25 protein-coding genes are annotated in these 24,782 nt (G+C 59.1%); 14 read left to right on the top strand and 11 right to left on the bottom strand.

Annotated features, from left to right (window positions below; translation table 11 throughout):
- Position 1 precedes the first annotated feature (1 nt).
- The 5 genes from D777_RS16050 (at position 2) to D777_RS16030 (ending at position 4,955) form a co-directional block, all read left to right on the top strand.
- A complete protein-coding gene (locus D777_RS16050) occupies positions 2 to 754 on the top strand; it encodes a LytR/AlgR family response regulator transcription factor (RefSeq protein ID WP_036134197.1) in 753 nt (250 codons plus the stop codon).
- A 98-nt stretch (positions 755 to 852) separates the two neighbouring features.
- Positions 853 to 1,791, top strand: a complete 939-nt coding sequence (gene hemC, locus D777_RS16045) for a hydroxymethylbilane synthase (RefSeq protein ID WP_036134195.1) — start codon at positions 853 to 855, stop codon at positions 1,789 to 1,791.
- The gene (locus D777_RS16040; RefSeq protein WP_036134193.1) at positions 1,772 to 2,584 is read left to right on the top strand and encodes a uroporphyrinogen-III synthase; all 813 of its coding nucleotides are present in this window, start codon (positions 1,772 to 1,774) and stop codon (positions 2,582 to 2,584) included. The genes hemC and D777_RS16040 overlap by 20 nt, the downstream gene beginning before the upstream one ends.
- Before the next feature lie 8 nt (positions 2,585 to 2,592).
- A complete protein-coding gene (locus D777_RS16035; protein ID WP_036134191.1) occupies positions 2,593 to 3,717 on the top strand; it encodes a uroporphyrinogen-III C-methyltransferase in 1,125 nt (374 codons plus the stop codon).
- Positions 3,714 to 4,955, top strand: coding sequence for a heme biosynthesis HemY N-terminal domain-containing protein (locus tag D777_RS16030; RefSeq protein ID WP_036134189.1), 1,242 nt, complete (start codon positions 3,714 to 3,716; stop codon positions 4,953 to 4,955). The genes D777_RS16035 and D777_RS16030 overlap by 4 nt, the downstream gene beginning before the upstream one ends.
- Positions 4,956 to 5,003: 48 nt before the next feature.
- On the opposite strand, the gene D777_RS16025 is transcribed toward D777_RS16030, so the two are convergent.
- From D777_RS16025 to rho, 3 genes are all read right to left on the bottom strand, one after another.
- Positions 5,004 to 5,954 carry a 2Fe-2S iron-sulfur cluster-binding protein gene (locus D777_RS16025; protein WP_227501801.1) on the bottom strand — a complete coding sequence of 317 codons (951 nt, stop codon included), beginning with the start codon at positions 5,952 to 5,954 and terminating at the stop codon, positions 5,004 to 5,006.
- Positions 5,955 to 6,008: 54 nt separating this feature from the next.
- On the bottom strand, positions 6,009 to 7,496 hold the full coding sequence (gene ubiD / locus D777_RS16020; RefSeq protein WP_036134185.1) for a 4-hydroxy-3-polyprenylbenzoate decarboxylase: 1,488 nt from the start codon (positions 7,494 to 7,496) through the stop codon (positions 6,009 to 6,011).
- A 314-nt stretch (positions 7,497 to 7,810) separates the two neighbouring features.
- Positions 7,811 to 9,073: a transcription termination factor Rho gene (gene rho / locus D777_RS16015; RefSeq protein WP_036134184.1), complete on the bottom strand. Its 1,263-nt coding sequence runs from the start codon at positions 9,071 to 9,073 to the stop codon at positions 7,811 to 7,813.
- 377 nt (positions 9,074 to 9,450) lie between these two features.
- Here rho and moaB point away from each other — a divergent pair, with 377 nt between their 5' ends.
- Genes moaB through D777_RS15995 form a run of 4 tightly spaced genes read left to right on the top strand, consistent with a single transcriptional unit; the run spans position 9,451 to position 11,973 of the window.
- Positions 9,451 to 10,023: a molybdenum cofactor biosynthesis protein B gene (moaB, locus tag D777_RS16010; protein ID WP_036134504.1), complete on the top strand. Its 573-nt coding sequence runs from the start codon at positions 9,451 to 9,453 to the stop codon at positions 10,021 to 10,023.
- 24 nt (positions 10,024 to 10,047) lie between these two features.
- A complete protein-coding gene (locus D777_RS16005) occupies positions 10,048 to 11,262 on the top strand; it encodes a molybdopterin molybdotransferase MoeA (RefSeq protein WP_036134182.1) in 1,215 nt (404 codons plus the stop codon).
- Positions 11,263 to 11,264: 2 nt separating this feature from the next.
- Positions 11,265 to 11,525 (top strand): molybdopterin converting factor subunit 1, encoded by a 261-nt coding sequence (gene moaD, locus D777_RS16000; protein ID WP_036134180.1) that lies wholly within the window; start codon positions 11,265 to 11,267, stop codon positions 11,523 to 11,525.
- 1 nt (position 11,526) lies between these two features.
- Positions 11,527 to 11,973 carry a molybdenum cofactor biosynthesis protein MoaE gene (locus D777_RS15995; RefSeq protein WP_036134178.1) on the top strand — a complete coding sequence of 149 codons (447 nt, stop codon included), beginning with the start codon at positions 11,527 to 11,529 and terminating at the stop codon, positions 11,971 to 11,973.
- Positions 11,974 to 12,116: 143 nt separating this feature from the next.
- Here D777_RS15995 and mobA read toward each other — a convergent pair whose 3' ends face one another.
- On the bottom strand, positions 12,117 to 12,716 hold the full coding sequence (gene mobA, locus D777_RS15990; protein WP_036134176.1) for a molybdenum cofactor guanylyltransferase MobA: 600 nt from the start codon (positions 12,714 to 12,716) through the stop codon (positions 12,117 to 12,119).
- Between the two features lie 61 nt (positions 12,717 to 12,777).
- Positions 12,778 to 13,104: a thioredoxin TrxA gene (trxA, locus tag D777_RS15985; protein WP_012139190.1), complete on the bottom strand. Its 327-nt coding sequence runs from the start codon at positions 13,102 to 13,104 to the stop codon at positions 12,778 to 12,780.
- Between the two features lie 289 nt (positions 13,105 to 13,393).
- Between trxA and ppx the strand changes: the two genes are divergently transcribed.
- Entirely contained in the window at positions 13,394 to 14,920 is a 1,527-nt protein-coding gene (gene ppx, locus D777_RS15980) for an exopolyphosphatase (RefSeq protein WP_036134173.1), read from the top strand.
- Between the two features lie 12 nt (positions 14,921 to 14,932).
- Here ppx and abc-f read toward each other — a convergent pair whose 3' ends face one another.
- Positions 14,933 to 16,882, bottom strand: coding sequence for a ribosomal protection-like ABC-F family protein (gene abc-f, locus D777_RS15975; protein WP_051669157.1), 1,950 nt, complete (start codon positions 16,880 to 16,882; stop codon positions 14,933 to 14,935).
- A 39-nt stretch (positions 16,883 to 16,921) separates the two neighbouring features.
- On the opposite strand from abc-f, the gene D777_RS15970 reads away from it, so the two are divergent.
- From D777_RS15970 to D777_RS15960, 3 genes are all read left to right on the top strand, one after another.
- The gene (locus D777_RS15970; RefSeq protein ID WP_051669156.1) at positions 16,922 to 17,434 is read left to right on the top strand and encodes a DUF2390 domain-containing protein; all 513 of its coding nucleotides are present in this window, start codon (positions 16,922 to 16,924) and stop codon (positions 17,432 to 17,434) included.
- Positions 17,431 to 17,814: a hypothetical protein gene (locus tag D777_RS15965; RefSeq protein WP_036134167.1), complete on the top strand. Its 384-nt coding sequence runs from the start codon at positions 17,431 to 17,433 to the stop codon at positions 17,812 to 17,814. The genes D777_RS15970 and D777_RS15965 overlap by 4 nt, the downstream gene beginning before the upstream one ends.
- A 123-nt stretch (positions 17,815 to 17,937) precedes the next feature.
- Positions 17,938 to 18,678, top strand: coding sequence for an FKBP-type peptidyl-prolyl cis-trans isomerase (locus D777_RS15960; protein WP_036134165.1), 741 nt, complete (start codon positions 17,938 to 17,940; stop codon positions 18,676 to 18,678).
- A gap of 73 nt (positions 18,679 to 18,751) precedes the next feature.
- Here the strand turns inward: D777_RS15960 and D777_RS15955 are convergent, their stop codons facing one another.
- Positions 18,752 to 19,231, bottom strand: a complete 480-nt coding sequence (locus D777_RS15955; RefSeq protein ID WP_036134163.1) for an Rsd/AlgQ family anti-sigma factor — start codon at positions 19,229 to 19,231, stop codon at positions 18,752 to 18,754.
- Between the two features lie 102 nt (positions 19,232 to 19,333).
- A complete protein-coding gene (locus tag D777_RS15950; protein WP_036134161.1) occupies positions 19,334 to 19,840 on the bottom strand; it encodes a disulfide bond formation protein B in 507 nt (168 codons plus the stop codon).
- A gap of 137 nt (positions 19,841 to 19,977) precedes the next feature.
- Here D777_RS15950 and D777_RS15945 point away from each other — a divergent pair, with 137 nt between their 5' ends.
- Positions 19,978 to 20,424, top strand: coding sequence for a flagellar basal body-associated FliL family protein (locus D777_RS15945; RefSeq protein WP_036134160.1), 447 nt, complete (start codon positions 19,978 to 19,980; stop codon positions 20,422 to 20,424).
- Positions 20,425 to 20,435: 11 nt separating this feature from the next.
- Here D777_RS15945 and rmf read toward each other — a convergent pair whose 3' ends face one another.
- The 3 genes from rmf to D777_RS15930 all read right to left on the bottom strand — a co-directional run bounded on the left by rmf (position 20,436) and on the right by D777_RS15930 (position 24,733).
- Positions 20,436 to 20,654: a ribosome modulation factor gene (rmf, locus tag D777_RS15940; RefSeq protein WP_036134158.1), complete on the bottom strand. Its 219-nt coding sequence runs from the start codon at positions 20,652 to 20,654 to the stop codon at positions 20,436 to 20,438.
- Between the two features lie 111 nt (positions 20,655 to 20,765).
- Positions 20,766 to 22,325, bottom strand: a complete 1,560-nt coding sequence (gene gshA / locus D777_RS15935; protein ID WP_036134156.1) for a glutamate--cysteine ligase — start codon at positions 22,323 to 22,325, stop codon at positions 20,766 to 20,768.
- Positions 22,326 to 22,390: 65 nt separating this feature from the next.
- On the bottom strand, positions 22,391 to 24,733 hold the full coding sequence (locus D777_RS15930) for a Tex family protein (protein WP_036134154.1): 2,343 nt from the start codon (positions 24,731 to 24,733) through the stop codon (positions 22,391 to 22,393).
- Positions 24,734 to 24,782: the final 49 nt, after the last annotated feature.

Below are 24,782 nucleotides of genomic sequence, written 5' to 3'. Positions count from 1 at the left end.
CATGACCGACGCAGCCCGCTCTATCCTGATCGCCGACGACGAACCCCTGGCCCGGGATCGCCTCAGAAGGCTGGTTGAAGCCCTGCCGGGTTACCGGGTCTGCGGCGAGGCCTCCGATGGCAACAAAGCTCTGCAACAAGTGGCCGAGCTGGAGCCGGACATCCTGCTGCTGGACATCCGCATGCCCGACATGGACGGCATGGAAGCCGCCTCGCGGCTGGCGCAGCTGGCGAACCCGCCTGCCCTGATTTTCTGTACCGCCTACGATCATTACGCCATCCAGGCATTCGAGGTCCATGCCGTTGCCTACCTGCTCAAACCGGTGCGCAAGGAAGCACTCGCTGATGCCCTCGCCCGGGCCGGACGCGTCAACCGGGTTCAGCTCCAGGCACTCACCAACCAGGCCTCACGCAACGATGAGCAGATAGCCGTGAAGACCCACCGCGGTACCGAACTGATCGACCTCACGGACATCCTCTACTGTGAGGCCGACCAGAAATACGTCACTGTGCATCATTCCCGGGGCGATACGGTGTGCGATTACACCCTGAAAGAACTGGAAAACACCTATCCGGACCATCTGCTGAGAATTCACCGCCATACCCTGGTGGGCGTCCGCTTTATCAAGGCTTTGCAGCGATCCGCGGAAGGCCACAGCGAACTTGTACTCAGGGATAACCTCGGCACATTGCACGTCAGCCGTCGGCACGCCAGCAACGTCCGCCAGTGGCTGCAGGAACAGCAGCCCGTGTAAGACCTGCCACCTTAGGGGTATAAAGGCTTCGTCAGCGGGACTTTTTTTCCGTCACAAGGTAACCTTGGCGGACATTTTCCCTATCGACAGTGAGCACCATGTCCCAACGTACCCTTCGCATCGCAACCCGTAGCAGCGCTCTGGCTCTGTGGCAGGCCGAATTCATCAAGTCTGAACTTGAGCGGATGAACGACAACATCAGCGTCGAACTGGTCAAGATCAAGACCCAGGGTGACAAAATCCTCGATGTTCCCCTGGCCAAGATTGGCGGCAAGGGCCTGTTCGTGAAGGAACTGGAAGAGGCCATGCTGGACGGGCGGGCCGATCTTGCGGTGCACTCCATGAAAGACGTGCCCATGGAGTTCCCAGAAGGCCTCGGCCTGGTCGCCATCTGCGAGCGTGAAGATCCAACGGACGCGTTCGTCAGCAACCAATACGAGAACATTGATGCCCTCCCTCAAGGGGCCATTGTCGGTACTGCCAGCCTGCGCCGTGAGGCACAGTTGCGGGCCTATCGTCCGGACCTGAAGATTCACGTCCTGCGTGGCAACGTCAATACTCGCCTGAGCAAACTGGATGCCGGTGAATACGACGCAATCGTTCTGGCCAGCTCCGGCCTCAAACGCCTCGGATTCCACGACCGCATCCGTTACTGCCTCCCCGACACGGTCTCCCTTCCTGCCGTCGGCCAGGGCGCGCTTGGCATCGAGTGCCGCCTGGATGATGAGGAACTCAGGGGCATGCTGGACAAACTCACCCACCAGGACACCTGGGACCGGGTAACGGCCGAACGCGCGCTGAACCGGCGCCTCGAAGGTGGCTGTCAGGTACCCATCGCGGCTTACGCTCTGCTGGAAGGCGACACCCTGTGGCTGCGCGGACTGGTCGGCGCCGTGGATGGCACAGAAATCTTCCGGGTTGAGGGTCGTGCGCCCCGAGCCGAAGGCGAACGCCTTGGCCGAGAACTGGCGGAAAAACTGCTCGCCCTCGGAGCGGACAAGGTACTGGCCGAAATCTATGGCCATACCCCCAGCTGATATGAATGCCCTCAATCGCCGGCGGGTATTGATCTGCCGGCCCGAGCCCGAGGCGACCCGGCTTGCACAACAATTCCGGGAAGCCGGGGCCGACGCCCGGGTTTTCCCCCTGATTGATCGCCAGCCGCTGCCGGAAACCCCGGAACGCCGCACTCTGATTCTCGATATCGATCAGTTTTCCCACATCATCGCGGTCAGTCCGTATGCTGCCAGACTCCTGATGGAAGAGCTGGACACATGGTGGCCCCAGATTCCCTCCGGCATCCGCTGGTACGCGGTCGGCGCGGGCACCGCCCGCGTGTTCGCGGAACACGGAATCAACACCCGCAAGCCCGCCCTGGGGTGGACCAGCGAAGCACTGCTGGCATTGCCCTCACTGGCGAGTATGGAAAACGAGAAAGTACTGCTGGTCCGCGGCGAGGATGGCCGGGAACTGATCCGCCAGACCCTGGAGAAACGGGGCGCCCGGGTCACGGCACTTCCCCTCTATCGGCGGCGGATCCCGGACTATACTGCGGACGAGGCCAACACGGTTCTCGGCGGTTTTGCTCCCGAGGCCATTGTCACCTTGTCTGGAGAAACCCTGCAGAATCTCATCGCACTATGTGCGAAGACCGGCCATAATCTATACGATAGGTTATTGATTGTCCCGGCTGATCGGGTTGCTGAACAGGCCCGCAGTGCCGGTTTCACGAATCTTTGCATACCGGACAGCCTGGCCGACAAAGACATTGTGGCCTCCGTGGCGGCACAGCTTGCTGCCAACGACAAAGGGGCCGGAGAAGCCAAGTAAGGACGCCTGTGACTGACACGACAAACCAACTGCCCGCTCCTATTTCCAAGGACGCCCCCAAGCGTCCAAAACTCTGGCCCATCTGGCTGATCGCATCGCTGGCACTGCTGTGCACCGCGGCTCTGGGACTCTGGAGCTGGCAGCAGTGGAACAATCACCAGGCGGTCATGCAGACCATCGAGTCCCTGCAACAGGGCACCAACCGCCTTGAAGACCTCTACAGCGACCGTGGCAGCCTGCAAAGCGAGCGCATTCAGGCACTCGAAAACAAACTGGCAGCTCAGCGCGAGCTGATTGCCACTCAACAACGCCAGATTGATCACACCGCGCGGGAATTGCTGGAAGCCGGCAACCGGACCCGAACCGACTGGCTGCTTGCAGAAGCCGAGTACCTCCTGCGCATCGCCAATCAGCGCCTGATGATTGAAAAGGATATTCGCGGCGCGCTGTCGGCGCTTGAATCTGCGGACGACGTTCTCAACGAATCCGACGACATCGGTGTCTACCCCGTTCGCCAGCAGCTTGCCCGTGAGATCCTCGCCCTGAAAGGCATCAGCGGCGTCGACCGCACCGGCCTCTATCTCAAGCTGGAGGCCGCCATCGGCTCGGTCCACGAGTTGACCGACCAGGCTCTGATCAGCGAACGCGCACCCGGTTTTATGGCGGCGGATGACGGCGCCGCCGCGGACGCCGAAGGCCGCAACATGGTCGCCCGTGCGTGGGACCGCTTCAAAGCGACTCTCAAGCAGGTTGTCGTGGTACGCCGGATGGATGAGCCGGTCAAACCGCTGCTATCCCCGGACCAGAGCGCCTACGCCCGACTGAACCTCCAACTGATGCTTGAAGAAGCCGAAATGGCCGTTCTCAGAGGAAATCAGCCGCTGTTCGAACGCGCCCTGGGCAAAGCACGGAGCACCATCGACAGCTGGTATGACGGCACGGAACCCCGGGTCAGGGCGCTGTCAGAGACCCTGTCCGAACTGGCCGACCGGAATGTGGATCCGGAACTTCCGGATATCAGCCAGTCACTGAACCTGCTCAAGGAGCGCCTCGCCGGCCGCCTCGCCAGCACCAACGCAAGCGACACAGACAAGGCTGCCAGCAACAGCGACAACGGAGGCGATGATTCATGATCCGCCTGCTTCTCATTGTCCTGCTGGCACTGCTGATCGGAACGGGCCTGTCGCTGGGACTCGAGTACGATCTCGGGTATATCCGCATCAGCCTTGGCAACTACCTGATTGAAACCAATTTCTGGGTCGGTCTTGGTCTGCTGGTGGCGATGGTCGCCCTCATCGTCGTGGCAATGAATCTGTTCCGACGTTTCCGCCAGAGTTCCGGCGTGGTCACCGGCTGGCTTGCCCGGGGCAACGAACGACGCGCCCGACGCCGTACCACCCAGGGACTACTCGCACTGGCCGAGGGTAACTGGCCCAGAGCCCGAAAGTTGTTGGCCTCTTCCGCCAGCCACGCCGACACACCGCTGATCAACTATCTGGCAGCCGCCCAGGCATCGTTTGAGTCCGGTGACCATGAAGCTGTGGATGAACTGCTGCGAAAAGCCTTCGAGAGTACACCCGGGTCAGACATGGCCGTCGGCATTACCCAGGCACAATTGCAGCTGGCCGGAAACCGGCTGGAACAGGCACTGGCGACCCTGCTGCGCCTGCGCAAGCAATCACCACACCATCCGTTTGTCCTTAAGCTGCTGAAGAACACCTATCTGCGGCTGGAAGACTGGCGGGAACTCTCGAAGATTCTGCCGGAACTGCAGAAGCGCAACGTCATGGCCGACGACGAGTTCAACGAGCTCCAGCGCCAGGTCTGGCACAACCTGCTGGAGCAGGCGGCTGATGACTGTCGTCGCCAACGTCAGCAAGATCCGGAGGCGTCCCTCGCCCCCCTTACCCGACTGTGGGACGAGTTACCCGGGTTCCTGCGCCGCGACGAACAGACCATCAAGGATTACGCCCGCCTGCTGGCCGATCTTGGTGACGAGGCCCAGACCGAAACCTTGCTCCGCAAGGTGCTTCGTAATCACTGGAGCGATGAGCTGGTCAATCTGTATGGCCGGATTGAAGGCCAGAAACCTGACGAACAGCTGTTGCTGGCTGAACAGTGGCTCAAGGATCGCCCCAACAACCCCGAGTTGCTGCTGGCTCTGGGCCGGCTAAGCTTGAGAAACCAACTCTGGGGCAAGGCAAGAGAGTATTTCGAAACCAGCCTCAGGCTTCGGCGCAACCGGGAAACCCTGGCCGAGCTGAGCCGCCTGAGCGCTCACATGGGCGAAGAAGAGGCCAGCATCAAGTTGATGATGCAGGGACTGTCCAACGACAACGGCCTCCCCGAACTGCCGATGCCAAAAGCCTGAAAAAAGGGGGTTATTCATGAGTGGATGAAGCACTCATCCACTCGTCAATCACGCGCGGGGGGCGTATTCCAGCACGTCTGAGAAGAACGCCGATTCCGGCATTCCCTCTTCGACCAAGGCATCCATGAGTGTGTAGACCATGGCCGGCGATCCGCTGGCATGCACTTCAACGTTACCCCATTCCACACCGGACGCCAGAACAGCCCGCACCAACTGGTCATGATGGCCAGCCCAGTCATTGTCCTCGCTGTCTCCGACCACCGGTACAAAGGTAAACGGCGCCCAGTCAGATTCCCACTGTTGAGCCAGGCTACGCAGATACATATCCTGCTGCCGCCGAACGCCCCAGAACAGCGTGACCGGCTGGTCGAACCCGGTCTCCCGAAGATAATCCACCAGGCTTTTCATCTGGGCAAACCCGGTACCCGCAGCCACCAAAAGCAGCGGCCGCTCAGGCGTTGCGGCGAGACAGGCCTTGCCGTGGGGCAGCTCCAGCGTCACGCTGCTGCCCGGCACCAAGGCGTCAATCACCTTCTGGGCAGACACCCACTCCGGCGACGCCTGGATGTGCAGTTCGATGTTCTGCGCAGACGGACTGCTGGCAATTGAAAAATAGCAGGGATCCGCGTCGGGGAGATTGACGGACAGGTACTGGCCTGCATGGAACGTCAGCTCGCGTCGGCGAGGAAGCTGCAGCTCCACCCGATACACATCGTGGCTGATAGAACGAACATCTACGACATTCGCCTGAAACTTGCGCGCCTCAATCTTTCCGGCTGCCATAACGGCGGTCATCTCCAGTTCAAGGTCCCCAAGCGCCTGGCTCCTGCAGAGCATCACACGCCCGTTGACCGGAATCGTCTGTTGGTTTCGGGTATTGACCACGTCCCCCGCCAGCAGGCGGGCCTCGCAGATTTCACACACCCCATTGCGACAGGCAGCGGGCACCCGAATGCCCGCCCGGGCCGCCGCACTGAGCAGGTCATCTCCAGGCTGCACAAAATATCCAAGCCCTGCCGGTCGAATCACTACCCTGTACACCGTGTGCCTCTGTTAGTCGGGGCGATCAGCCGGGAATTCAATGCCAAGGCTATCCCAGATATCGTCTACCCGCTGCTTAACCTCATCGGTCATCACGATGGGCTCACCCCATTCACGATCGGTTTCCCCTGGCCATTTGTTGGTCGCATCCATGCCCATTTTGGAACCCAGCCCGGACACCGGCGAGGCAAAATCCAGGTAATCAATGGGCGTGTTATCAACCAGTGTCGTATCCCGGGTCGGATCCATGCGGGTAGTGATCGCCCAGATCACGTCTTTCCAGTCCCTGGCATTTACGTCGTCGTCAGTGACAATCACGAACTTGGTGTACATGAACTGACGCAGGAACGACCATACGCCCATCATCACCCGTTTGGCATGGCCGGGATACTGTTTCTTCATCGTTACCACAGCAAGGCGATAGGAGCAGCCCTCCGGCGGCAGGTAGAAGTCCACGATTTCCGGAAACTGCTTCTGCAAAATCGGGATGAACACCTCGTTCAATGCGACCCCGAGCACCGCTGGCTCATCGGGCGGACGGCCAGTGTAGGTACTGTGATAGATGGCGTCCTTGCGGCGAGTAATCCGTTCCACCGTAAACACCGGGAATTGATCCACTTCGTTGTAGTAGCCAGTGTGATCGCCAAACGGGCCTTCCGGTGCCATATCGTCCGGATAGATAAAGCCTTCCAGAACAATCTCGGCGCTGGCCGGGACCTGCAGATCGCTCAGCCCCGCCTTGACCAGCTCCGTCCGACTGCCTCGCAGCAGTCCGGCAAAGGCGTATTCCGACAGGGTATCCGGCACCGGAGTAACCGCCCCCAGAATCGTCGCCGGGTCTGCCCCCAGCGCAACCGCAACCGGGTAAGGCTTACCGGGATTGGCCTTCTGAAACTCACGAAAATCCAGCGCACCGCCACGGTGACTGAGCCAGCGCATAATCAGGCGATTACGACCAATCACTTGCTGCCGGTAGATACCAAGGTTCTGACGCTCCTTGTGCGGCCCGCGGGTAATCACCAGAGGCCAGGTCACCAGTGGCCCGGCGTCTCCCGGCCAGCATTTCTGCACCGGGATCTGGTAGAGGTCCACCTGATCCTTTTCAATGACTTCTTCCTGACAGGGGGCTGAGCGGAGCACTTTCGGGCTCATTCTCATCACTTGCCGGAACAGGGGCAGCTTCTCAATGGCATCTTTGAAGCCCTTGGGGGGATCCGGTTCCTTCAGGAACGCGAGCAGTTTGCCGATTTCCCGCAAGGCGGTGACGTTGTCCTGCCCCATGCCCAGTGCAACGCGTCTGGGGGTACCAAACAGGTTGGCCAACACGGGCATGTCGTAGCCCTTGGGGTTTTCAAACAGCAACGCCGGGCCACCTGCCCGCAGGGTGCGGTCGCAGATTTCGGTCATTTCCAGGTGGGGGTCGACTTCAACGGCGATCCGTTTCAGCTCACCCAGGCTCTCCAGCTGGTTGATGAAGTCCCGCAGGTCGCTGTATTTCATTGTCTGGCTCCGTCTGATCTTGGCCGGTCATCGGAGTTTGAACAAAGCCGGGAGGGGGTTCCAAAACGGAAAACGTGGTTTCCCTGATTGTTTTGGAACCCCCTCCCGGCTTCGTTCACCGATCAAGGGAACTGGCTGTTTAACGTGCGCGCACAAAAGATAGCTGGCGCTGGCGGCGACAATCTCCAGAGACTGTGTCTTGCCATGGATGGCAAGACCAAGCCCCCAGGGATGGGTTCACGGCGTGTCTCTGGAGATTGTCGCCGTCAACGCCTCCCCCATCAGTCAGATGGGCGCCAGACTAACCTTTACGCTCACCGACGCTTCATGGACTGGAAGAATTCGTCGTTGGTCTTGGTATCTTTCAGCTTGTCCAGCAGGAACTCGATCGCAGCGGTATCGTCGTCCATGGAGTGCAGAAGCTTACGCAGGATCCAGACGCGCTGGATGTCTGCCTCGCTCATCAGCAGGTCTTCACGGCGGGTGCCGGAGCTGCGGATGTTGATGGCCGGATAGGTGCGTTTCTCGGCAATACGGCGGTCCAGGTGGACTTCCATGTTACCGGTACCCTTGAACTCTTCGTAGATGACCTCGTCCATCTTGGAACCGGTGTTCACCAGCGCGGTTGCCAGGATGGTCAGGCTGCCGCCTTCTTCGACGTTACGGGCAGCACCGAAGAAGCGCTTGGGCTTTTCCAGGGCGTGGGCGTCGACACCACCGGTCAGCACCTTGCCGGAGGACGGGATTACCGTGTTGTAGGCACGGGCCAGTCGGGTAATGGAGTCGAGCAGGATAACGACGTCTTTCTTGTGCTCAACCAGGCGCTTGGCCTTTTCGATCACCATTTCAGCAACCTGAACGTGACGGGCAGGCGGCTCGTCGAAGGTTGAGGCAACCACTTCGCCGCGCACGGTGCGCTGCATTTCAGTCACTTCTTCCGGACGCTCGTCGATCAACAGCACCATCAGGTGGCATTCCGGATTATTCCGGGTGATGGACTGGGCGATGCCCTGCATCAGCAGTGTCTTACCGGCTTTGGGCGGGGAGACGATCAGTCCACGCTGACCTTTGCCAATCGGCGCCACCAGATCCAGGACACGGGACGAAAGATCTTCTGTGCTGCCGTTACCCGCTTCCAGGATCAGGCGCTCCTGTGGGAACAGCGGCGTCAGGTTTTCAAACAGGATTTTGCTGCGGGCATTGTCCGGTTTGTCGAAATTGATTTCGTTGACTTTCAACAGGGCAAAGTAACGCTCGCCGTCTTTCGGCGGGCGGATTTTGCCGGCAATGGTGTCACCGGTCCGCAGGTTGAAGCGGCGGATCTGACTGGGGGACACGTAAATGTCGTCAGGGCCGGCCAGGTAGGATGCATCGGCGGAACGGAGGAAGCCGAAACCGTCCTGCAGAATTTCCAGTACACCGTCGCCGTAAATGTCTTCGCCGCTTTTGGCGTGTTTCTTGAGGATGGTAAAAATCACATCCTGTTTACGGGAACGAGCCAGGTTATCGAGACCCATTTCTTGCGCGATTTCGAGCAACTCGGGTACGGACTTCTGCTTGAGTTCAGTAAGGTTCATAGTTTGTTGGATTTTCAGGAATGGAAGTAAACGAATGTTGGAATGACAGGGGCGCCCCTGAACGGATTGATCAAATACAGTCGTCGTTAGACAAGTTGCTGGCCTGGTGGAGCAACCGGTATAGATGGAATCCGGAATTAAAGGTACTGAAGCCAGTAGAGTGGGAACAACCGTTCGCCGGGCAAGAAGGATCATCGGCCACCTTGCCGGCGAATGTCAAGCCTGCTGCGCAAAATTGCGACAATTTGACAAGATTATCTCCAGAAGGGGTGCCCAAGGGCGCTGTTACCTCCCCCTGATGGGTTACTCCCCTTCCAATCCCCCCTGCTGTTTCGGATACTGACAACCATCAAATGTTTTTCTGGGGAACCATTGCAATGAGCAGCAAGCCCACCGGCGAACTCAAGCCGCTGAATTTTGCCATCCTGACCGTATCCGATACCCGGGGGCCGGATGAGGACAGCTCCGGGCAGTTTCTTGAGGACAGCGTGGTCGAAACCGGCCACACCCTGCTGGCCCGCCGTATTCTGCCGGACGATATCTATCTGATCCGTTCCGTCATTTCCAACTGGATAGCCGACCCCGAGATCCATGTGGTGCTGATCACTGGAGGAACCGGTTTCCATGAACGCGACAGCACCCCCGAAGCTGTTGGCCCATTACTGGACAAAACCATTGATGGGTTCGGAGAGGAATTCCGACGAATCTCCGCGTCTGAAATCGGCACCTCTACGATTCAGTCCCGGGCGTTTGGCGGCCTTGCGAATCACACGGTTATTTTCTGCCTGCCGGGTTCGACAGGGGCTTGCCGCACGGGCTGGAATGGCATCCTGTTCACTCAGCTCGATAGCCGCCACGGCCCCTGCAACTTCTCGGCCCTGGTGCTGCGTAAACCGGAGCGCGCGGTGAACCGCCTTCACGACATCATTGGCGATCGGGCCACGCGATAAGCAACCGGAGGAGTCTTGCCTGGTATGAGAGGCCAACATCTGACACCTGTCGAAGACGCTCTGAGCCATATGTTGGCACGGGCGCCAGCCATATCCGTATTGGAAGAGGTGCCGCTGACCGACGCTCTGGGACGGATTCTCGCGCAAGATCACCGGGTTCCCGCCGACGTACCACCGGCGGACAACAGTGCCGTTGACGGCTATGCCCTGCGCCAGGGCGATCTTTTCCCCGGGGTAGTACTGCCTGTCTCGGCACGTGTTCCCGCAGGAACCGCTCCCGGCCCTCTGCAACCCGGAACAGCGGCCCGCATCTTTACCGGTTCGGAAATCCCCGAGGGAGCCGACTCCGTAGTCATGCAGGAGCGGGTGACTGTCTCTGATGATGGCATAGAGGTTCAAGCGGAGGTATCCGAGGGACAGAATATCCGGCGCCGCGGCCAGGATCTGGCGGCCGGCGACCTGGCACTGGCAGAAGGCACTCTTATCCGCCCCCAGGAAATGGGCTTGCTGGCATCCATGGGGTTTGCCTCGGTTCCCGTGAGAAAAAAATTGAAGGTGGCCATTCTGACGACCGGTGATGAACTGGTCGAGCCGGGCTTGCCACTGGCACCAGGGCAAATCTATAACACCAACCGGTTTACGCTGCTGGGTCTGTTGTCCCGGGCCGGTTGCGAGGTGGTGTTGTGCGAAACCCTGGAAGACACCCGCGATGCCACGCGGGCAACACTGCAACGAGCAGCCGAATCAGCGGATCTGGTGATCACCAGTGGCGGTGTATCAGTCGGCGAGGAGGACCATGTCCGCACGGTACTGGAGGACGGTGGCGAGCTATCCCTCTGGCGGCTTGCAATCAAACCCGGCAAACCGTTGGCGTTCGGCACAATGGCCGGCACGCCGGTTCTTGGACTACCTGGCAACCCGGCGGCCGTGCTTGTCACATTCCTTGTGGCGGGCATGCCATTCATTCGCAAATGCCAGGGTCGGTCCACGATAGCGCCCACACCGGAGCAGTTGCCCGCTGCGTTCTCCGTTGAGTCCGCATCGGTCCGGCGGGAATTCGTTCGGGCCCGGAAGGAAGTGGTCGATGGCAAAATGAGCGTCGCAGCCTTCCATAATCAGAGCTCGGGCGTTCTCAGTTCAGCCTGCTGGGCCAATGGCCTCGCAGTGGTGCCGGAAAACACCACGGTGAAAACCGGGGATCTGTTAACCTATTACTCATTCTCTGACTTACTGGCCTGACCATGCACGCAGATACCATCACTGTCCGTTTCTTCGCCCGGCTTCGGGAAGAGCTGGACACAGAAACCCTGGAAGTAAGCGCTCGTTCCGGTTTGACCGCCGGCGCGTTGCTTGAGGAGTTGGCCCAACGCGGCGGCCCCTGGGCTCAGCTCGATGGCGATCAGCCGGTGATGGTGGCCGTCAACCAGGCAATGGCCAGGCCGGCCACAGCGCTCAATGCCGGTGATGAGGTGGCCTTTTTTCCGCCAGTGACGGGAGGTTAAGATGATTTCCGTCCAGTTCGAGGATTTCGACGTTGCGTCTGAGTATACCGCTCTGCGAGACAGCGGAGCGGGCACCGGCGCGATTGCCACGTTTACCGGGTTGGTGCGTGACTCCGGCGATATGGAGGGGGTGACCGGGCTTTATCTGGAGCACTATCCCGGGATGACGGAACAGGTGATTGCCGGGCTGATCGAGGATGCCTCCAAGCGCTGGGATGTGCGCGCAGCGCGGGTGATTCATCGGGTTGGGCGGTTGGCGCTCTGTGACCAGATTGTGTTTGTGGGGGTTTGCAGTGCGCATCGTGGAGATGCCTTTGCCGCCTGCGAGTTCATTATGGACGCGCTCAAGACGTCGGCGCCGTTCTGGAAGAAGGAGCTGACGGACGACGGGGAGCATTGGGTTGAGCAGAAAAGTTCCGATCTGGATAAGACCCGAACCTGGGAGTAAGTCTGCTGTGGGTGTTGCCTGGCCGGCCGGCAGCACTCTTCAGCCCCCGAAAACCGCTGCTAGCACATCCATGTGCGCTTGGGCTTCGCCATCCATGGCTCCGCACATTTTCGGGGGCTGAAGAGCACTACCGACCTGTATTGTCATTTACCTGCGAGATCTTCTGGCCTGTTTCTGTTCCGGAACGCGGCTTCAGCCTCAGGGCAATCCACGACGACCGCATTGACCGATTCCGCGAATTTCATGACCCGCCGATTGCCCGAGCCCAGCCACTCTCCCAGTTGAACCAGCACGCTCACAGGATAAACGCCGTGCAGAGGATGAGTGCGTCCGTCGCACTCGGCGACAACAGGCGTGTCTGGCTGGATTTTCCAGGCTTCAACCAGGGCACTCAATGTCGCGGGTGTGATGTCTGGGGTATCGCATGGGCACACCAGTACGGCCTGGGCACCGAGATGTTCAGCTTCGATGAGGCCACGTAACAGTCCGGCCAGGGGCCCCTCGCCGGTGTTGTCGGGGGTATCCGGGTAGACGTGACCGGGAGCCATCTGTTCGTAGGCAGACAGGGAGCGGTTGGCACTGATCAGTATGGGCGCGACGACGGACTTAAGAGCCCGGTAGACCCACTCAGCCATGGGCCGGCCTTTCCAGTTCAGCAGGCCTTTGTCATGGCCGCCCATGCGGGTGCCTTTGCCGCCGGCGAGCAGGAGGCCGACGATGTCGTTGTTGGTTTTGTCTGTCATAACAGTAAAAAACCGCCCGTGAACCGAAGCTCAGGGGCGGCTTTCCGCAATTAGGCAGCAATCAGAGGTTGCTGTCTAGGAAGGCGGCCAACTGGGACTTGGACAGTGCGCCAACTTTGGTTGCATCCACGTTGCCGTTCTTGAACAGCATCAGGGTGGGGATGCCGCGGATGTTGAACTTCGGCGGAGTCTGTTCGTTTTCGTCGATGTTCAGCTTGCAGATTTTCAGCTTGCCGTCGTACTCATCAGCAATCTCTTCCAGGACGGGGGCGATCATTTTGCACGGGCCGCACCATTCCGCCCAGTAATCTACCAGTACGGGAACGTCGGACTGCAGTACGTCCTGCTCGAAAGAAGCGTCGGTTACGTTAACGATATTTCCGCTCATTACCTTTTCCTGATTCATGCACTCCGCGTTTTCCAGGCCAACGCCTGTCGACTGCCGGAGCACTGTTGACTATAGCTGAAGGCTGCCACTGGTTAGCAAACAACCATTCACCCTCGTAACAATAGGCATACTTTACGCGATTGGTCCGTCGGATGTGAAGCAGTAGATCTACTAGCCTGACTCAGCCTCGGGCTGACCGGCGTCAATCCGGGGCTGCCCGTTACTGACAGCCCCGAAGAGTTTCGCTTATAGTAGGCCGCAGATTCACTTCAAAAGGATTTCGACCAACGTGACGGCCGCATCCACCGCTGAGAACGCTGCCTCCACCCCGGAGATCATTGCAGCGATCGACATGGGTTCCAACAGTTTCCACATGGTCGTCGCCCGGTTGGTGCACGGCGAAATCCGTACCCTGGAGAAGATGGGCGAGAAAGTTCAGCTCGGCGCCGGGCTGGATCAGTACAATCGCTTAACCGATGAAGCCCAGGATCGGGCCCTTGCCTGCTTGAGTCGGTTTGCCCAGCGTCTCCACGGCATGCCGCCCGAGGCTGTCCAGATTGTGGGCACTAACGCACTCAGGGTTGCGCGCAACGCCCGGGACTTTATCGCCAGAGCCGAGGAAGTACTCGGCTTTCCGGTGGAGATTATTGCCGGCCGGGAAGAGGCCCGCCTCATTTATCTTGGCGTTTCCCACACCCTGTCCGACGACGAGGGACGACGCCTGGTCATCGATATCGGGGGCGGCAGCACTGAGTTTATTATCGGCCAGCGTTTTGAACCCGAAGAGCTCGAAAGCCTTCACATGGGCTGCGTATCGTTCCGAAATCTCTACTTCCCGGATGGCCGGATTACGCGGCGACAAATGGATAAAGCCGTGACCCACGCCGAGCAGGAGTTGCTAAACATACGCCAGCACTATCGCTCCACGGGCTGGCAAAGTGCGGTGGGCTCCTCAGGCTCGATCAAGGCCATCGCGAGCGTACTGGCGACCCTGAAAATTTCCGACGGCACCATCACCAGGAATGGCATGCGGGAACTGCGCAAGCGGCTGGTGGATATGGGCAAGACTGAGAAACTGGGCGATCTGGGCGTTCGCTCCGATCGCCAGAGCATCTTTCCCGCCGGTTTTGCCATTCTGATGGGGGCGTTCCAGTCTCTGGGCATTGAGGAGATGGAGTTCGCTGATGGTGCCCTGAGGGAAGGCCTGCTCTACGACATCGTTGGCCGGATTCGTCATGAAGATGTCCGGGTCAGGACGATTTCTGCGCTTCAGGAACGCTACCACGTAGATCAAAACCACGGCGCGGCTGTCGAGGCGACAGCCCTGGCAGCCTGGGACCAGGTGGCCGATGCCTGGGGCATTCGAACAGCAAACGATGAAGAGGTACTGCGCTGGGCCTGCCGCCTACATGAGATTGGTTTGACGATTTCCCACAGTCAGTACCACAAGCACGGGGCTTATCTACTCCGCTATTCAGACCTTCCGGGGTTTTCCCAGCAGTTCCAGCGAGACCTGGCGACACTGGTCCGTGGGCACCGACGCAAGTTTTCATCGGCCGTGTTTGACGGCGTCGATCAGGAAGATCTTCCCCGGCTGCGCTACCTATGCGTATTGACGCGACTTGGCGTGTTGCTGCAGCACCCTCGCAACATGGAAGAGCCTCCCGCCTTCACACTGCACGGTCACAACAACAAGCTGGTGATCGAATTTCCCGAGGGTTGGCTCGATGATCGTCCACTGACACTGGCCGACCTCAAAAATGAGCGGGATTATCTGGCCAAGCAGGATTTCGAGTTGGAGATCGCCGGGGCCTGACCGCCCCGACAGTCATTCCACCAGCTCGGCCTCCATCGCCTCGACGGTTTCACTGACGTCCAGCCATTCTGCCTCAACGTCGTCCAGGCGTGCCCTGGCTTCGGCCTGTTTTGCCAACAGGTCAGAGAGCCTGACTTTACCATCGGCTTCGTAGAGTGCCGGATCGGCCAATTTACTTTCCAGCTCTCCGAGGGTCGCCTGAAGCTGCTCCATTTCCTGCTCCAGGGAAGATTGCTTCTTGCGGAAAGGACTGAGCTTCTTGCGCAGTTCTGCTTCCGCCCGCTTCCTCGCCTTACGATCATCCGCGGTCTCGCGGGCCGGAGAGGATACAGCGGCACTGTCAGAACTTCCGGAGCTCTCTGCCTCGCGACGAGGCGCCTCGGTTTCATCCTTGCGTCGATCCGCCAGCCAGCGCTCGTAATCTTCCAGATCGCCCCGGTATTCCTCAACTCGTCCGTCATTGACCAGCCAGAAATCGTCCACCGTGTTGCGCAGCAAATGCCGGTCGTGCGACACCACCACAATGGCGCCATCGAAGTTTTGCAGAGCCATGGTCAGGGCCTGACGCATTTCCAGATCCAGGTGGTTGGTGGGTTCATCCAGCAACAACAGGTTCGGTTTCTGCCACGCGATCACCGCCAGCGCCACTCTCGCCTTCTCGCCGCCGGAAAAGGACCGTATCGGGCTCAGGGCTTCGTCGCCATGAAAGTTAAAGCCTCCGAGAAAGTTCCGAATGCTCTGCTCCGAGGCCCGCGGGGCCAGACGCTGCAAATGAAGGAAGGGACTGGCGTCCAGATCCAGCGACTCCAACTGGTGCTGGGCAAAATAACCAATGGCCAGGTGCTCGCCGCAGGTCCGCTCACCCTCCAGCAGAGTGCCCTCTCCCCTGAGTGCGTCCATCAGCGTAGACTTGCCAGCGCCGTTCGGCCCCAGCAGACCAATCCGGCTACCCGGCAACAGTGTGAGGTTGATATCGGAGAGTATGGTCTTGTCTCCATGGCCCGCCCGCCCATGCCGGATGGACAACAGGGGATTGGAGACCTTCTCCGATACCGGAAATTCGAAGCTGAACGGTGAATCGATATGGGCCGGAGCAATTCGCTCCATACGCTCCAATGCCTTGACCCGGCTCTGAGCTTGCTTGGCCTTGGTCGCCTTGGCCTTGAAACGGTCGATAAAGCGCTGGATTTCGGCAATTCTCGCCTGCTGACGCTCATACCCTGCCTGCTGCTGAGCCAGGCGCTCGCTCCGCTGACCCTCGAACGCCGAGTAGTTACCGGTGTAAAGCTCCAGCTTGCGACGATCAAAATGCACTACGTGGGTCGCCACCCGATCCATAAAATCCCGGTCGTGCGAGATGAACAGCAGGGTGCCTGGATAACGCCTGAGCCAGTTCTCAAGCCAGAGGCAGGCATCAAGGTCCAGGTGGTTGGTGGGCTCATCCAGCAACAGAAGATCGGAAGGGCGCATCAGGGCCTGGGCCAGGTTGAGACGGATACGCCAGCCCCCGGAGAAAGAGGACACTGATCTGTCGGCGTCTTCATCGGTAAAACCCAGCCCCCGGAGCAACCCCTCGGCGCGACGTGGCGCCGACCAGGCCTCATGGACATCGAGCTCGCCATGAACCCGTGCCACCGCGATATCATCCCCACGCGCCTCGGCCTCGTCGAGTTCACGCTCAAGTCGACGCAGATCCAGGTCGCCGTCCAGGACAAAATCCCGGGCGCTGCGCTCCGAGGCCTCGACTTCCTGGGCCATATGCGCCAGGCGACAGCCCCCGGGCAGGGAAACCTCACCATTCTCGGGCGAGAGCTGCCCCAGAAGCAATTGGAACAGACTGGATTTCCCTGCGCCGTTAGCGCCGACAATCGCAACACGCTGGCCTGGCTGAACCGTCAGATTGACGGCTTCTAGCAACCAGACACCACCCCGTTGTAAACTGAGATCAGTTATCGTTAACATAAATTAATTCTATCAACGCTTAGGTTTCAGGAAAGCCCCATGGAGCTGCCGGACCCGCTGGAGATGGACAATCCCCTCTGGCACTTTGCCAAGGACTTCTGGCGATCAACCGACGTCCAGGACGCCTGCCTGAGCCTCCAGGAACAAGGTTGGAGCGTTACCCGAATTCTCTGTGCCGGCTGGCTGGCCCTCAATGGCAGGTCGTACACCGGTCATGAGGGCGCTACGGTACCAGAGTGGCGGGAACGTGTAACCGGTGCCCTGCGGCATGCACGCATGTCCATACCCAAAAATCACAGCGATTGCGGCACTCTGAGGGCCAATATTGCATCGCTTGAACTCTCGGCCGAACAGGTCGAATTGGCTCTGGCCTGGCAAACAGTAGTGAATCGCAACCCGGATCATGAGATCATGCAAGGCTTCGACGTATTAGTCGACCAGAACCTCAAAGCCGCCGCTCCTGCTCAAGGCAATATCCCGGGAGCGATGCCGCTACTGAATACACTGGCCAGCGCATTGGCCCAATTCCCCAGGGGAGACTCCCGGCCATGATGACCAAATGGCTTGTACGGCTCTCATTTCCAGCACTCGGGCTGCTGTTGCTGCTGATTTTTTTCGGCCTCAAAGAGCCGGAGCTTGCCTCTGAGCCGGTGGCCGAAGACAGCGACCACGAAATCCCGGCCTTTGAGGGGCTTGTCCCGTCACCCGTTCCCACCGACGGACCGGACATCGTTTTCAAATGGCAGGACACCGAAGGCAACTGGCACTACGCAGACCAGCCTCCTGCCCAGGGCCCATGGAATACACTGGCCATTGAACGACCAGAACAGAACCTGTCGCCCAACGTTAGCCGGGATCCGGACACGGACTGGCAATCGCCCTATCACGCACCTTTCTCCCTCGGTCCTACTGCCGGCAGCAACGGGAGTTAATAGAACCCGTCTGTTTTCTTAACACATGTTCAGTGGCATCTGCCGCGGGAACCCGTTACCTTCTGTGTTCTGACAAACACAATTCAGGGGTTATTCCCTGCTGACACCAAGAAGGATGAAGCAATGAAGAAGACGCTGCTTGTGCTGACGATGGCTGGCATCTTTGCTGGCTGTTCCACTCCACCGGAAGCCCCAAAAGATCCCGAACTGAACTCCACTGACCAGAAAGTCAGCTACGGCATGGGACTGGTGCTGGGTGAGCGCATGAGCAATGACCTGCCAGACCTTCAGATGGACCAGTTCCTTCAGGGCATCCAGCACGGTCACGCCGGCGATGAAGAAGCCAAGCGTATGAGCCGGGAGGAAATCCAGCAGGCGCTGATGACCTACCAGCAGCAGCTGCAGGAAGAACAGACCAAGCAGATGGAAGACCTGGCTCAGAAGAACAAGGACGCCGGTGAGGCTTTCCTGGCTGAGAACGGTGCTCGCGAAGGCGTAGAAACCACCGAGTCCGGCCTGCAGTATGAAGTTCTCGAAGCCGGCAACGGCGAGAAGCCCGAGGCCACCGATAAGGTAGAAGTTCACTACACTGGCGAACTGCTCTCTGGAGAGGTGTTTGACAGCTCCCGCGAGCGCGGCGAACCGGTAACGTTCGGACTCAACCAGGTCATCCCCGGCTGGACCGAAGGCCTGCAGCTGATGAGCGAAGGTGCCCGCTACAAGCTGTACATCCCGTCTGATCTCGCATACGGCCCGGGCGGTAACCGTGCCATTGGCCCGAACGAAACCCTGGTATTCGATGTCGAGTTGTTGAGCATCAATCCGGGCGCGAACGCTGATGAGGAAGGCTCGGAAACCGAGTAAGACCTGGCCACAAAAAAAAGCCTCAGCACCGGTAACCGGGCTGAGGCTTTTTTAATCGCGCGGAGGCGTCAGATCAGGCTGACTCTACCTGGGCAGCGTGAACATTGTGGAGGTGTTCGATCAGGAAATCCTCCATCTCGAAACGGCTTTCCAGAGTTTCGCCCAGCTTCGATAACTCACCGAACAGGGCCTTGATGTCCTGCTCTGTCATCTCCCGTCCATCCAGACGATCATTGAAATTGAGAGCGACCTCGGTGGTCTCTTCGATGCGCGGATACACTTTGGCGGCCAGCTCCAGCCCGCCGTCGTTAAATTCCCGGGCTTCCTGAACCAGCTGCTCGTAGATTTCAAAATGGCCGGTGGAAACATAATCCACCAGAACCTCGCACAGGCGCACAATCTTCGCTTTCAGGGCTTCGGTCTGGGAGAAATCACTCTCGCCGGACAACTCACAATAGTGCACGAGAAGCTCCTGACGCTCCTTCAGCCAGCGATCAATGAGTTCGTTGACTCCACCCCAACGCTCCCTGGCATTTCGGCAATTTTCCAACATGACGCCTTATCTCCGCTTGATCATCCACGACGATCGTTCTGATTGTAATTTATTCCGGATGGCAACCAAGTTACCCCATGCTCACCACCGGTCGCAACCGTTTCAGTTGTCGATCCAGTCCCGGGAGCCGGGGCGACGGAACAACAACACCAACCCGGTAATCACCAGCAAACTGAAAAATACTGCCGTCCAGCCAGGGATGCTCAGCCCCAGGAAGCGCCAGACCACTTCGGCACAATCACCGGTGCCCTTGAGCGCCGTGGACAACACTTCGAAGAACGGCAGCACCTCCAGCATGTATTCAACACTCGGGCCACAAGCCGGCACCTGATCAGCCGGTAGACTCTGGAGCCAGAGCTGTCGGCCCGCGATGCCCAGGCCGGTGCCTGCGGACACCGCCAGTAGCAAACCATAGATACGGATACCAAAGCCGGTTGGGCCTTGCAGAAAGGCCAACAAACTCACCAGACCGGCGCCCATAAATCCAAAACGCTGTAACCAGCACAGCGGACAGGGCTCCAGCCCCATAACGTGTTCCATGTAAAAGGCCACACCCAGTAAGCCTGCGCACAGAACGAATACGAGACCGAACACCCACCTGCTAGTCACAAAAACACCTCGGAACTGTCAATCCTAACCACGAAATGAAACTGCATCCTTGTCCCGGGCCTGCTATTCTCGATGCATTCCGGTGACGCAACCAATGATTGGTCACTAAACCCTAAACCAGGATCAACTTCAAGCCTATGAGACTTCGACTAAAATCCAGTCTGACGCTGATGATATTACTGACTGGCCTGTGTGCACTGCCGACAACTTCCGCGGCTTCGGAGAATGAGGAGGAGCCAGTCTCCGAGGAGGCTGCAGTCACCGACTATATCGCCATGGAACCGGCGTTTGTTACCCATGTCGGGGCGGCCAGCAGCAAGGTCACGTATCTGAAGGCCTCGGTGAGCCTGAGGACGTCCACCCCCGGGGCCCGCCCTGCGGTGGAAGCTCATATGCCCCGGCTACGTCACGAACTGGTTATGCTCTTTGGAGAACAGACCAGCACTGACAGCCTGACCACCATGGAGGGGCAACAGGCGCTCAGAGAGGAGGCAAAGAAGAGAATCAACAAGGTGCTGGAAGATCAGCACACCGGCGAGAGCATCACCGGCGTACTGTTCACGGAATTCGTAGTGCAGAAATAACGTCGGTCGGTTCAGGCAATCCTGGAGAACAGGTCATCACTATCGGTGCGGTCGCTTTGCGCGGCCGCGGCTCCGGCGTCATCCCAGCCCGCTTCCCAGGCGGCAATAACCACATCCCCCCGGTATGGGCACCGGGCCTTGTCCATACCCATGGATGCCGCCATATACCCCTGGCGGTACGCCTTGTTAAGCGCTTCAACATCCCAGCCAAGCTTCATATCCCGAGCCATCACAGCACCTCCGTGTTCACCCTGTTACAAACGCTAACAGTCGGATCAGCCCCTGACAATTTGTTGTTCGGCGTTTTGTGAGTCAGGTCCGAAAGGGAGGAGCATCGCCCCTCAGGACTGCAGGTATTGCTCGAGAAAATCTCCGAAAGGCAGGGTATCAGCGGCTTCCAGTTGTTTCTGTTCCGTCAGGGACGTTGTCGTCATAGCGTCGAACTCTGCCTGAACGTCCGGGCTCAGCCCCTCTTCACGCAAGGCTTGCTGATGGCGACGTGACATTTCCATCACCCACTCCCGGTGTCCGAGGCCAGACGCTTCCATGGCACGAATCACCTGAGCAGAAGGCACGTTCCAGACACCGGAGTCGGGCATTTTGTCGCGCTGGGCTTTCAGAGCCGTGCGGTACGCTTCCCCTCCGCTCCAGCTATCCAGCAGTTCCGCGAGAGGTTCGAGACGGTCCAGCAACTCGGTTGCCGCCTGCTCCATGGCCACACGCTCGCCCCCCCGGCACAGCGGCAACGACGGATTACGGCCGTGAGAAACCACATCTTTGTAGTTGTCATCCAGCCGTTCACACTCCGCATCCCCGATTCGGGGGCTATCGGACAGCAGACAATCCAGCAGGAACAGATCGAGGAAGTCGATCTGGGCTTCATTCACACCCACCGGCGAGAACGGATCCAGATCGAGACAGCGAACTTCGATGTATTCGACACCGCGGGCGTCGAGCGCCTGGATGGGTTTTTCTTCCCGCTCGGTGGTGCGCTTGGGCCGAACCGCACTGTAATACTCATTCTCGATCTGCAGGACGCTGGTGTTGATCTGGATGAAGTCATCCCCCTTGCGGGTACCAATCGCTTCGTATGCCGGCCATGGGGTATGGATCGCCCGATGCAGGGTCTGGGTGTAGGTGCTGAGCTCGTTGAAGCAGATGTTCAACGAGGCCTGGGCATTGTTGTGATAGCCCAGATCCCCCATGCGCAGAGAAGTCGCATCGCGGCCATACCAGGTTCGCCCGTTAAAACGGTCGAGGTCATGACGGACATTGGCCACAAAGCTGGCATCCAGGGCCGGCGACGCTCCGAAGAGCAGCATCAGCAACCAGCTGCGGCGCCGGAAATTTCGGATCAGCCAGAAATACTGATCTGACTTGAAGTCCTTGAGGCTCTGGCTGTTGCCCTGCAGTTGCTGCCACTTCTGCCAGAACGAGTCCGGCAAGGACAGGTTATAGTGAGCCCCGGCGATGCTCTGCATCATCCGCCCATAGCGCACGGCAAGCCCCTGACGATAAACATGCTTCAAGCGGCCGATGTTCGAGGTTCCGTATTCCGCAATCGGAATGCTGGGGTCGCCATCCAGCTCACAGGGCATGCTCGCCGCCCAGAAGACTTCATCGCCCAACTTCTGCTGCACATAACGATGGGTATTCCGCAGCGATTCCAGCATGCCTCGGGTGCTGTTGAATACCGGCGTGATCAACTCCAGAAGGGCTTCCGAGTAGTCGGTGGTGATGCGGGGGTGGGTCAAGGCAGAGCCCAGGGATTCGGGATGGGGCGTCTGGGCGATAAAGCCGTTACGATCAACCCTCAGACCTTCCTTCTCAACGCCTTTCAGGAAGCCGTCCCAGTCACTGGCGGCAAACTGGCGAAACAGAGAGTGGCGGGATTCAGCCATGTTGGACTCCTGCTGCGACCGCCCCGGGCCTTGCCGGGCCGGCCGTTGGATACATTGTTATCCGCTTAACGACCGCTCTTCCGGGCCGATGCAAATGCCTGGGCCAGAGCGCCCGCCATGGCGCCCTGTTGCGGCTTTTCACCGCCATTTGACTGACGGGAGGGGCGACCACTGTTGCGCTGCTCGTTCCGACCTCGGCCGGCACTGACAGATTTGCCGTCGCTCTTTTCACCCGGCTGATCATCCATGCGCATGGTCAATGCGATGCGTTTACGCGCGATATCCACGTCCAGCACCTTCACCTTGACGATATCTCCAGCCTTGACCACATCACGGGGGTCTTTCACGAAGGTGTTGGACAGCGCGGAGATGTGCACCAACCCATCCTGATGAACCCCGATATCCACAAACGCACCAAAGTTGGTAACGTTGGTCACCGAACCTTCCAGCACCATGCCCGGTTTCAGATCATTCAGGGTTTCCACCCCTTCCTCAAAGCTCGCAAAGCGGAACTCCGGTCGGGGGTCGCGCCCCGGCTTTTCCAGTTCCGAGATGATGTCCTTGATGGTTGGCAGACCAAACTGATCGGTTACGTAATCCTGCGGGTTCAGGCTCCGCAGGAACGCAGAGTCCCCGATGATGTTCTCCACTTTGCGCTGATTACGGCTGGCGATGGCTTCCACCACACCATAGGCTTCCGGGTGGACGGACGATCGATCCAGCGGGTTTTCACCACCGGCAATCCGAAGGAAGCCCGCAGCCTGCTCAAATGTACGGTCACCGAGACGGGCAACTTTCAGCAACTGCTTCCGGTCAAGGAACTTGCCGTTCTGGCTGCGGAAATCAACGATGTTCTGGGCGATGCTCTGATTCAGCCCAGACACCCGGGCCAGCAACGGCACCGAGGCGGTGTTCAGGTCCACCCCAACACCGTTTACACAGTCTTCCACCACCGCATCCAGACTCCGTGACAGCTGAACCTGAGAGACGTCGTGCTGGTACTGACCAACACCAATGGATTTGGGTTCGATCTTCACCAGTTCCGCCAGCGGATCCTGCAAACGACGGGCGATAGAAACAGCGCCACGAATGGTCACGTCCAGGTCCGGGAGCTCCCGGGAAGCAAATTCGGATGCCGAATAGATAGAGGCGCCGGACTCACTGACCACAATGCGCGCCAGCTTCAATTCGGGGTAACGCTTGCACAGATCCGCCACCAGCTTTTCGGTTTCCCTGGAAGCGGTACCGTTACCGATGGCGATCAGCTCAATGCTGTACTCACGACACCACTTCGCCAGCTGTTCAATGGACTGATCCCACTGATTCTTGGGCGCATGGGGGAAAATAGCACCATGCCCCACGACCTGGCTGGTGCCATCGATCACGGCAACCTTGACGCCGGTGCGTAGCCCCGGATCCAGCCCGAGTGTCGGGCGGGGGCCGGCAGGTGCCAGCAGAAGCAGATCCTTGAGGTTGGCAGCAAAGACGTTGATGGCCTCGGTCTCAGCGGATTCGCGCACCTGAGCCATCAGGTCGGTTTCGATCTGGGTAGACAGCTTCACACGCCACGTCCAACGCACCACCTCCGAGAGCCACTTATCAGCCGGGCGGCCGTTGTCACGGATGTTCCAGTGGGCGGCGATACGCTGCTCAGCAGGATGAGGTTGGCGCCGGTCGTCTTCCTCATCCCCAACTACAATGGCATAGGCCAGGATGCCTTCATTACGGCCTCGGAGTATCGCCAGGGCACGGTGGGAAGGTACTTTCCTCAGCGGTTCGATATGCTCGAAATAATCCCGGAACTTGGCACCCTCGTTTTCCTTACCCTCAATGACCGACACCTTCAACTGACCTTCCTGCCAGATGAAATCACGCAGATTCCCCAGCAGCTCCGCATCTTCGGCAAAACGCTCCATCAAAATATATCGAGCGCCGTCGAGTGCCGCCTTGGTGTCCTCGATGCCGGCCTCCTTGTTGAAATAACCGGCAGCCGTGGATTCCGGATCCAGCGTCGGATCGTCGTAGAGTGCGTCGGCCAGCGGCTCCAGGCCCGCTTCCCGCGCGATCTGGGCCTTGGTCCGGCGCTTCGGTTTGTACGGAAGGTAGAGGTCTTCCAGCCGGTTTTTGGTGTCTGCATCGTTGATGCTGGCGCGCAACTCGTCGGTCAGCTTACCCTGCTCATCAATGCTCTTGAGAATGGCTGAGCGACGATCCTCCAGCTCACGCAGATACCGCAGACGCTCTTCAAGTGTCCTCAGCTGGCTGTCGTCCAGAGAGCCGGTAACTTCCTTCCGGTACCGGGCGATGAAAGGAACGGTCGAGCCCTCATCCAGCAACTCGACGGTGGCGTTAACCTGCTGCTCATTTACGCCGAGCTCGTCAGCAATGCGCCTGGAAATACTGTTCATGGAACCTCTGTGGATAGCGTCAGGATCAGATCAAGGAGGAAAAGGTACA

Source organism: Marinobacter nitratireducens (assembly GCF_000708045.1).
Classification (GTDB): domain Bacteria; phylum Pseudomonadota; class Gammaproteobacteria; order Pseudomonadales; family Oleiphilaceae; genus Marinobacter; species Marinobacter nitratireducens.
This window is presented reverse-complemented; position numbering and strand designations above follow the sequence as displayed.

Excerpts from the sequence above, each read along its gene's own strand:
- ubiD (WP_036134185.1), bottom strand. The coding sequence starts at position 7,496 with ATGAAATACAGCGACCTGCGGGACTTCATCAACCAGCTGGAGAGCCTG.
- rmf (WP_036134158.1), bottom strand. The coding sequence starts at position 20,654 with ATGGCTCGGGATATGAAGCTTGGCTGGGATGTTGAAGCGCTTAACAAG.
- D777_RS15960 (WP_036134165.1), top strand. The coding sequence starts at position 17,938 with ATGAAGAAGACGCTGCTTGTGCTGACGATGGCTGGCATCTTTGCTGGC.
- moaD (WP_036134180.1), top strand. The coding sequence starts at position 11,265 with ATGCACGCAGATACCATCACTGTCCGTTTCTTCGCCCGGCTTCGGGAA.
- gshA (WP_036134156.1), bottom strand. The coding sequence starts at position 22,325 with ATGGCTGAATCCCGCCACTCTCTGTTTCGCCAGTTTGCCGCCAGTGAC.
- rho (WP_036134184.1), bottom strand. The coding sequence starts at position 9,073 with ATGAACCTTACTGAACTCAAGCAGAAGTCCGTACCCGAGTTGCTCGAA.
- D777_RS15945 (WP_036134160.1), top strand. The coding sequence starts at position 19,978 with ATGAGACTTCGACTAAAATCCAGTCTGACGCTGATGATATTACTGACT.
- hemC (WP_036134195.1), top strand. The coding sequence starts at position 853 with ATGTCCCAACGTACCCTTCGCATCGCAACCCGTAGCAGCGCTCTGGCT.
- abc-f (WP_051669157.1), bottom strand. The coding sequence starts at position 16,882 with ATGTTAACGATAACTGATCTCAGTTTACAACGGGGTGGTGTCTGGTTG.
- D777_RS16040 (WP_036134193.1), top strand. The coding sequence starts at position 1,772 with ATGGCCATACCCCCAGCTGATATGAATGCCCTCAATCGCCGGCGGGTA.
- mobA (WP_036134176.1), bottom strand. The coding sequence starts at position 12,716 with ATGACAGACAAAACCAACAACGACATCGTCGGCCTCCTGCTCGCCGGC.
- moaB (WP_036134504.1), top strand. The coding sequence starts at position 9,451 with ATGAGCAGCAAGCCCACCGGCGAACTCAAGCCGCTGAATTTTGCCATC.
- D777_RS15965 (WP_036134167.1), top strand. The coding sequence starts at position 17,431 with ATGATGACCAAATGGCTTGTACGGCTCTCATTTCCAGCACTCGGGCTG.
- D777_RS15930 (WP_036134154.1), bottom strand. The coding sequence starts at position 24,733 with ATGAACAGTATTTCCAGGCGCATTGCTGACGAGCTCGGCGTAAATGAG.
- D777_RS15970 (WP_051669156.1), top strand. The coding sequence starts at position 16,922 with ATGGAGCTGCCGGACCCGCTGGAGATGGACAATCCCCTCTGGCACTTT.
- D777_RS15995 (WP_036134178.1), top strand. The coding sequence starts at position 11,527 with ATGATTTCCGTCCAGTTCGAGGATTTCGACGTTGCGTCTGAGTATACC.
- D777_RS16005 (WP_036134182.1), top strand. The coding sequence starts at position 10,048 with ATGAGAGGCCAACATCTGACACCTGTCGAAGACGCTCTGAGCCATATG.
- D777_RS15955 (WP_036134163.1), bottom strand. The coding sequence starts at position 19,231 with ATGTTGGAAAATTGCCGAAATGCCAGGGAGCGTTGGGGTGGAGTCAAC.
- D777_RS16030 (WP_036134189.1), top strand. The coding sequence starts at position 3,714 with ATGATCCGCCTGCTTCTCATTGTCCTGCTGGCACTGCTGATCGGAACG.
- trxA (WP_012139190.1), bottom strand. The coding sequence starts at position 13,104 with ATGAGCGGAAATATCGTTAACGTAACCGACGCTTCTTTCGAGCAGGAC.
- D777_RS16050 (WP_036134197.1), top strand. The coding sequence starts at position 2 with ATGACCGACGCAGCCCGCTCTATCCTGATCGCCGACGACGAACCCCTG.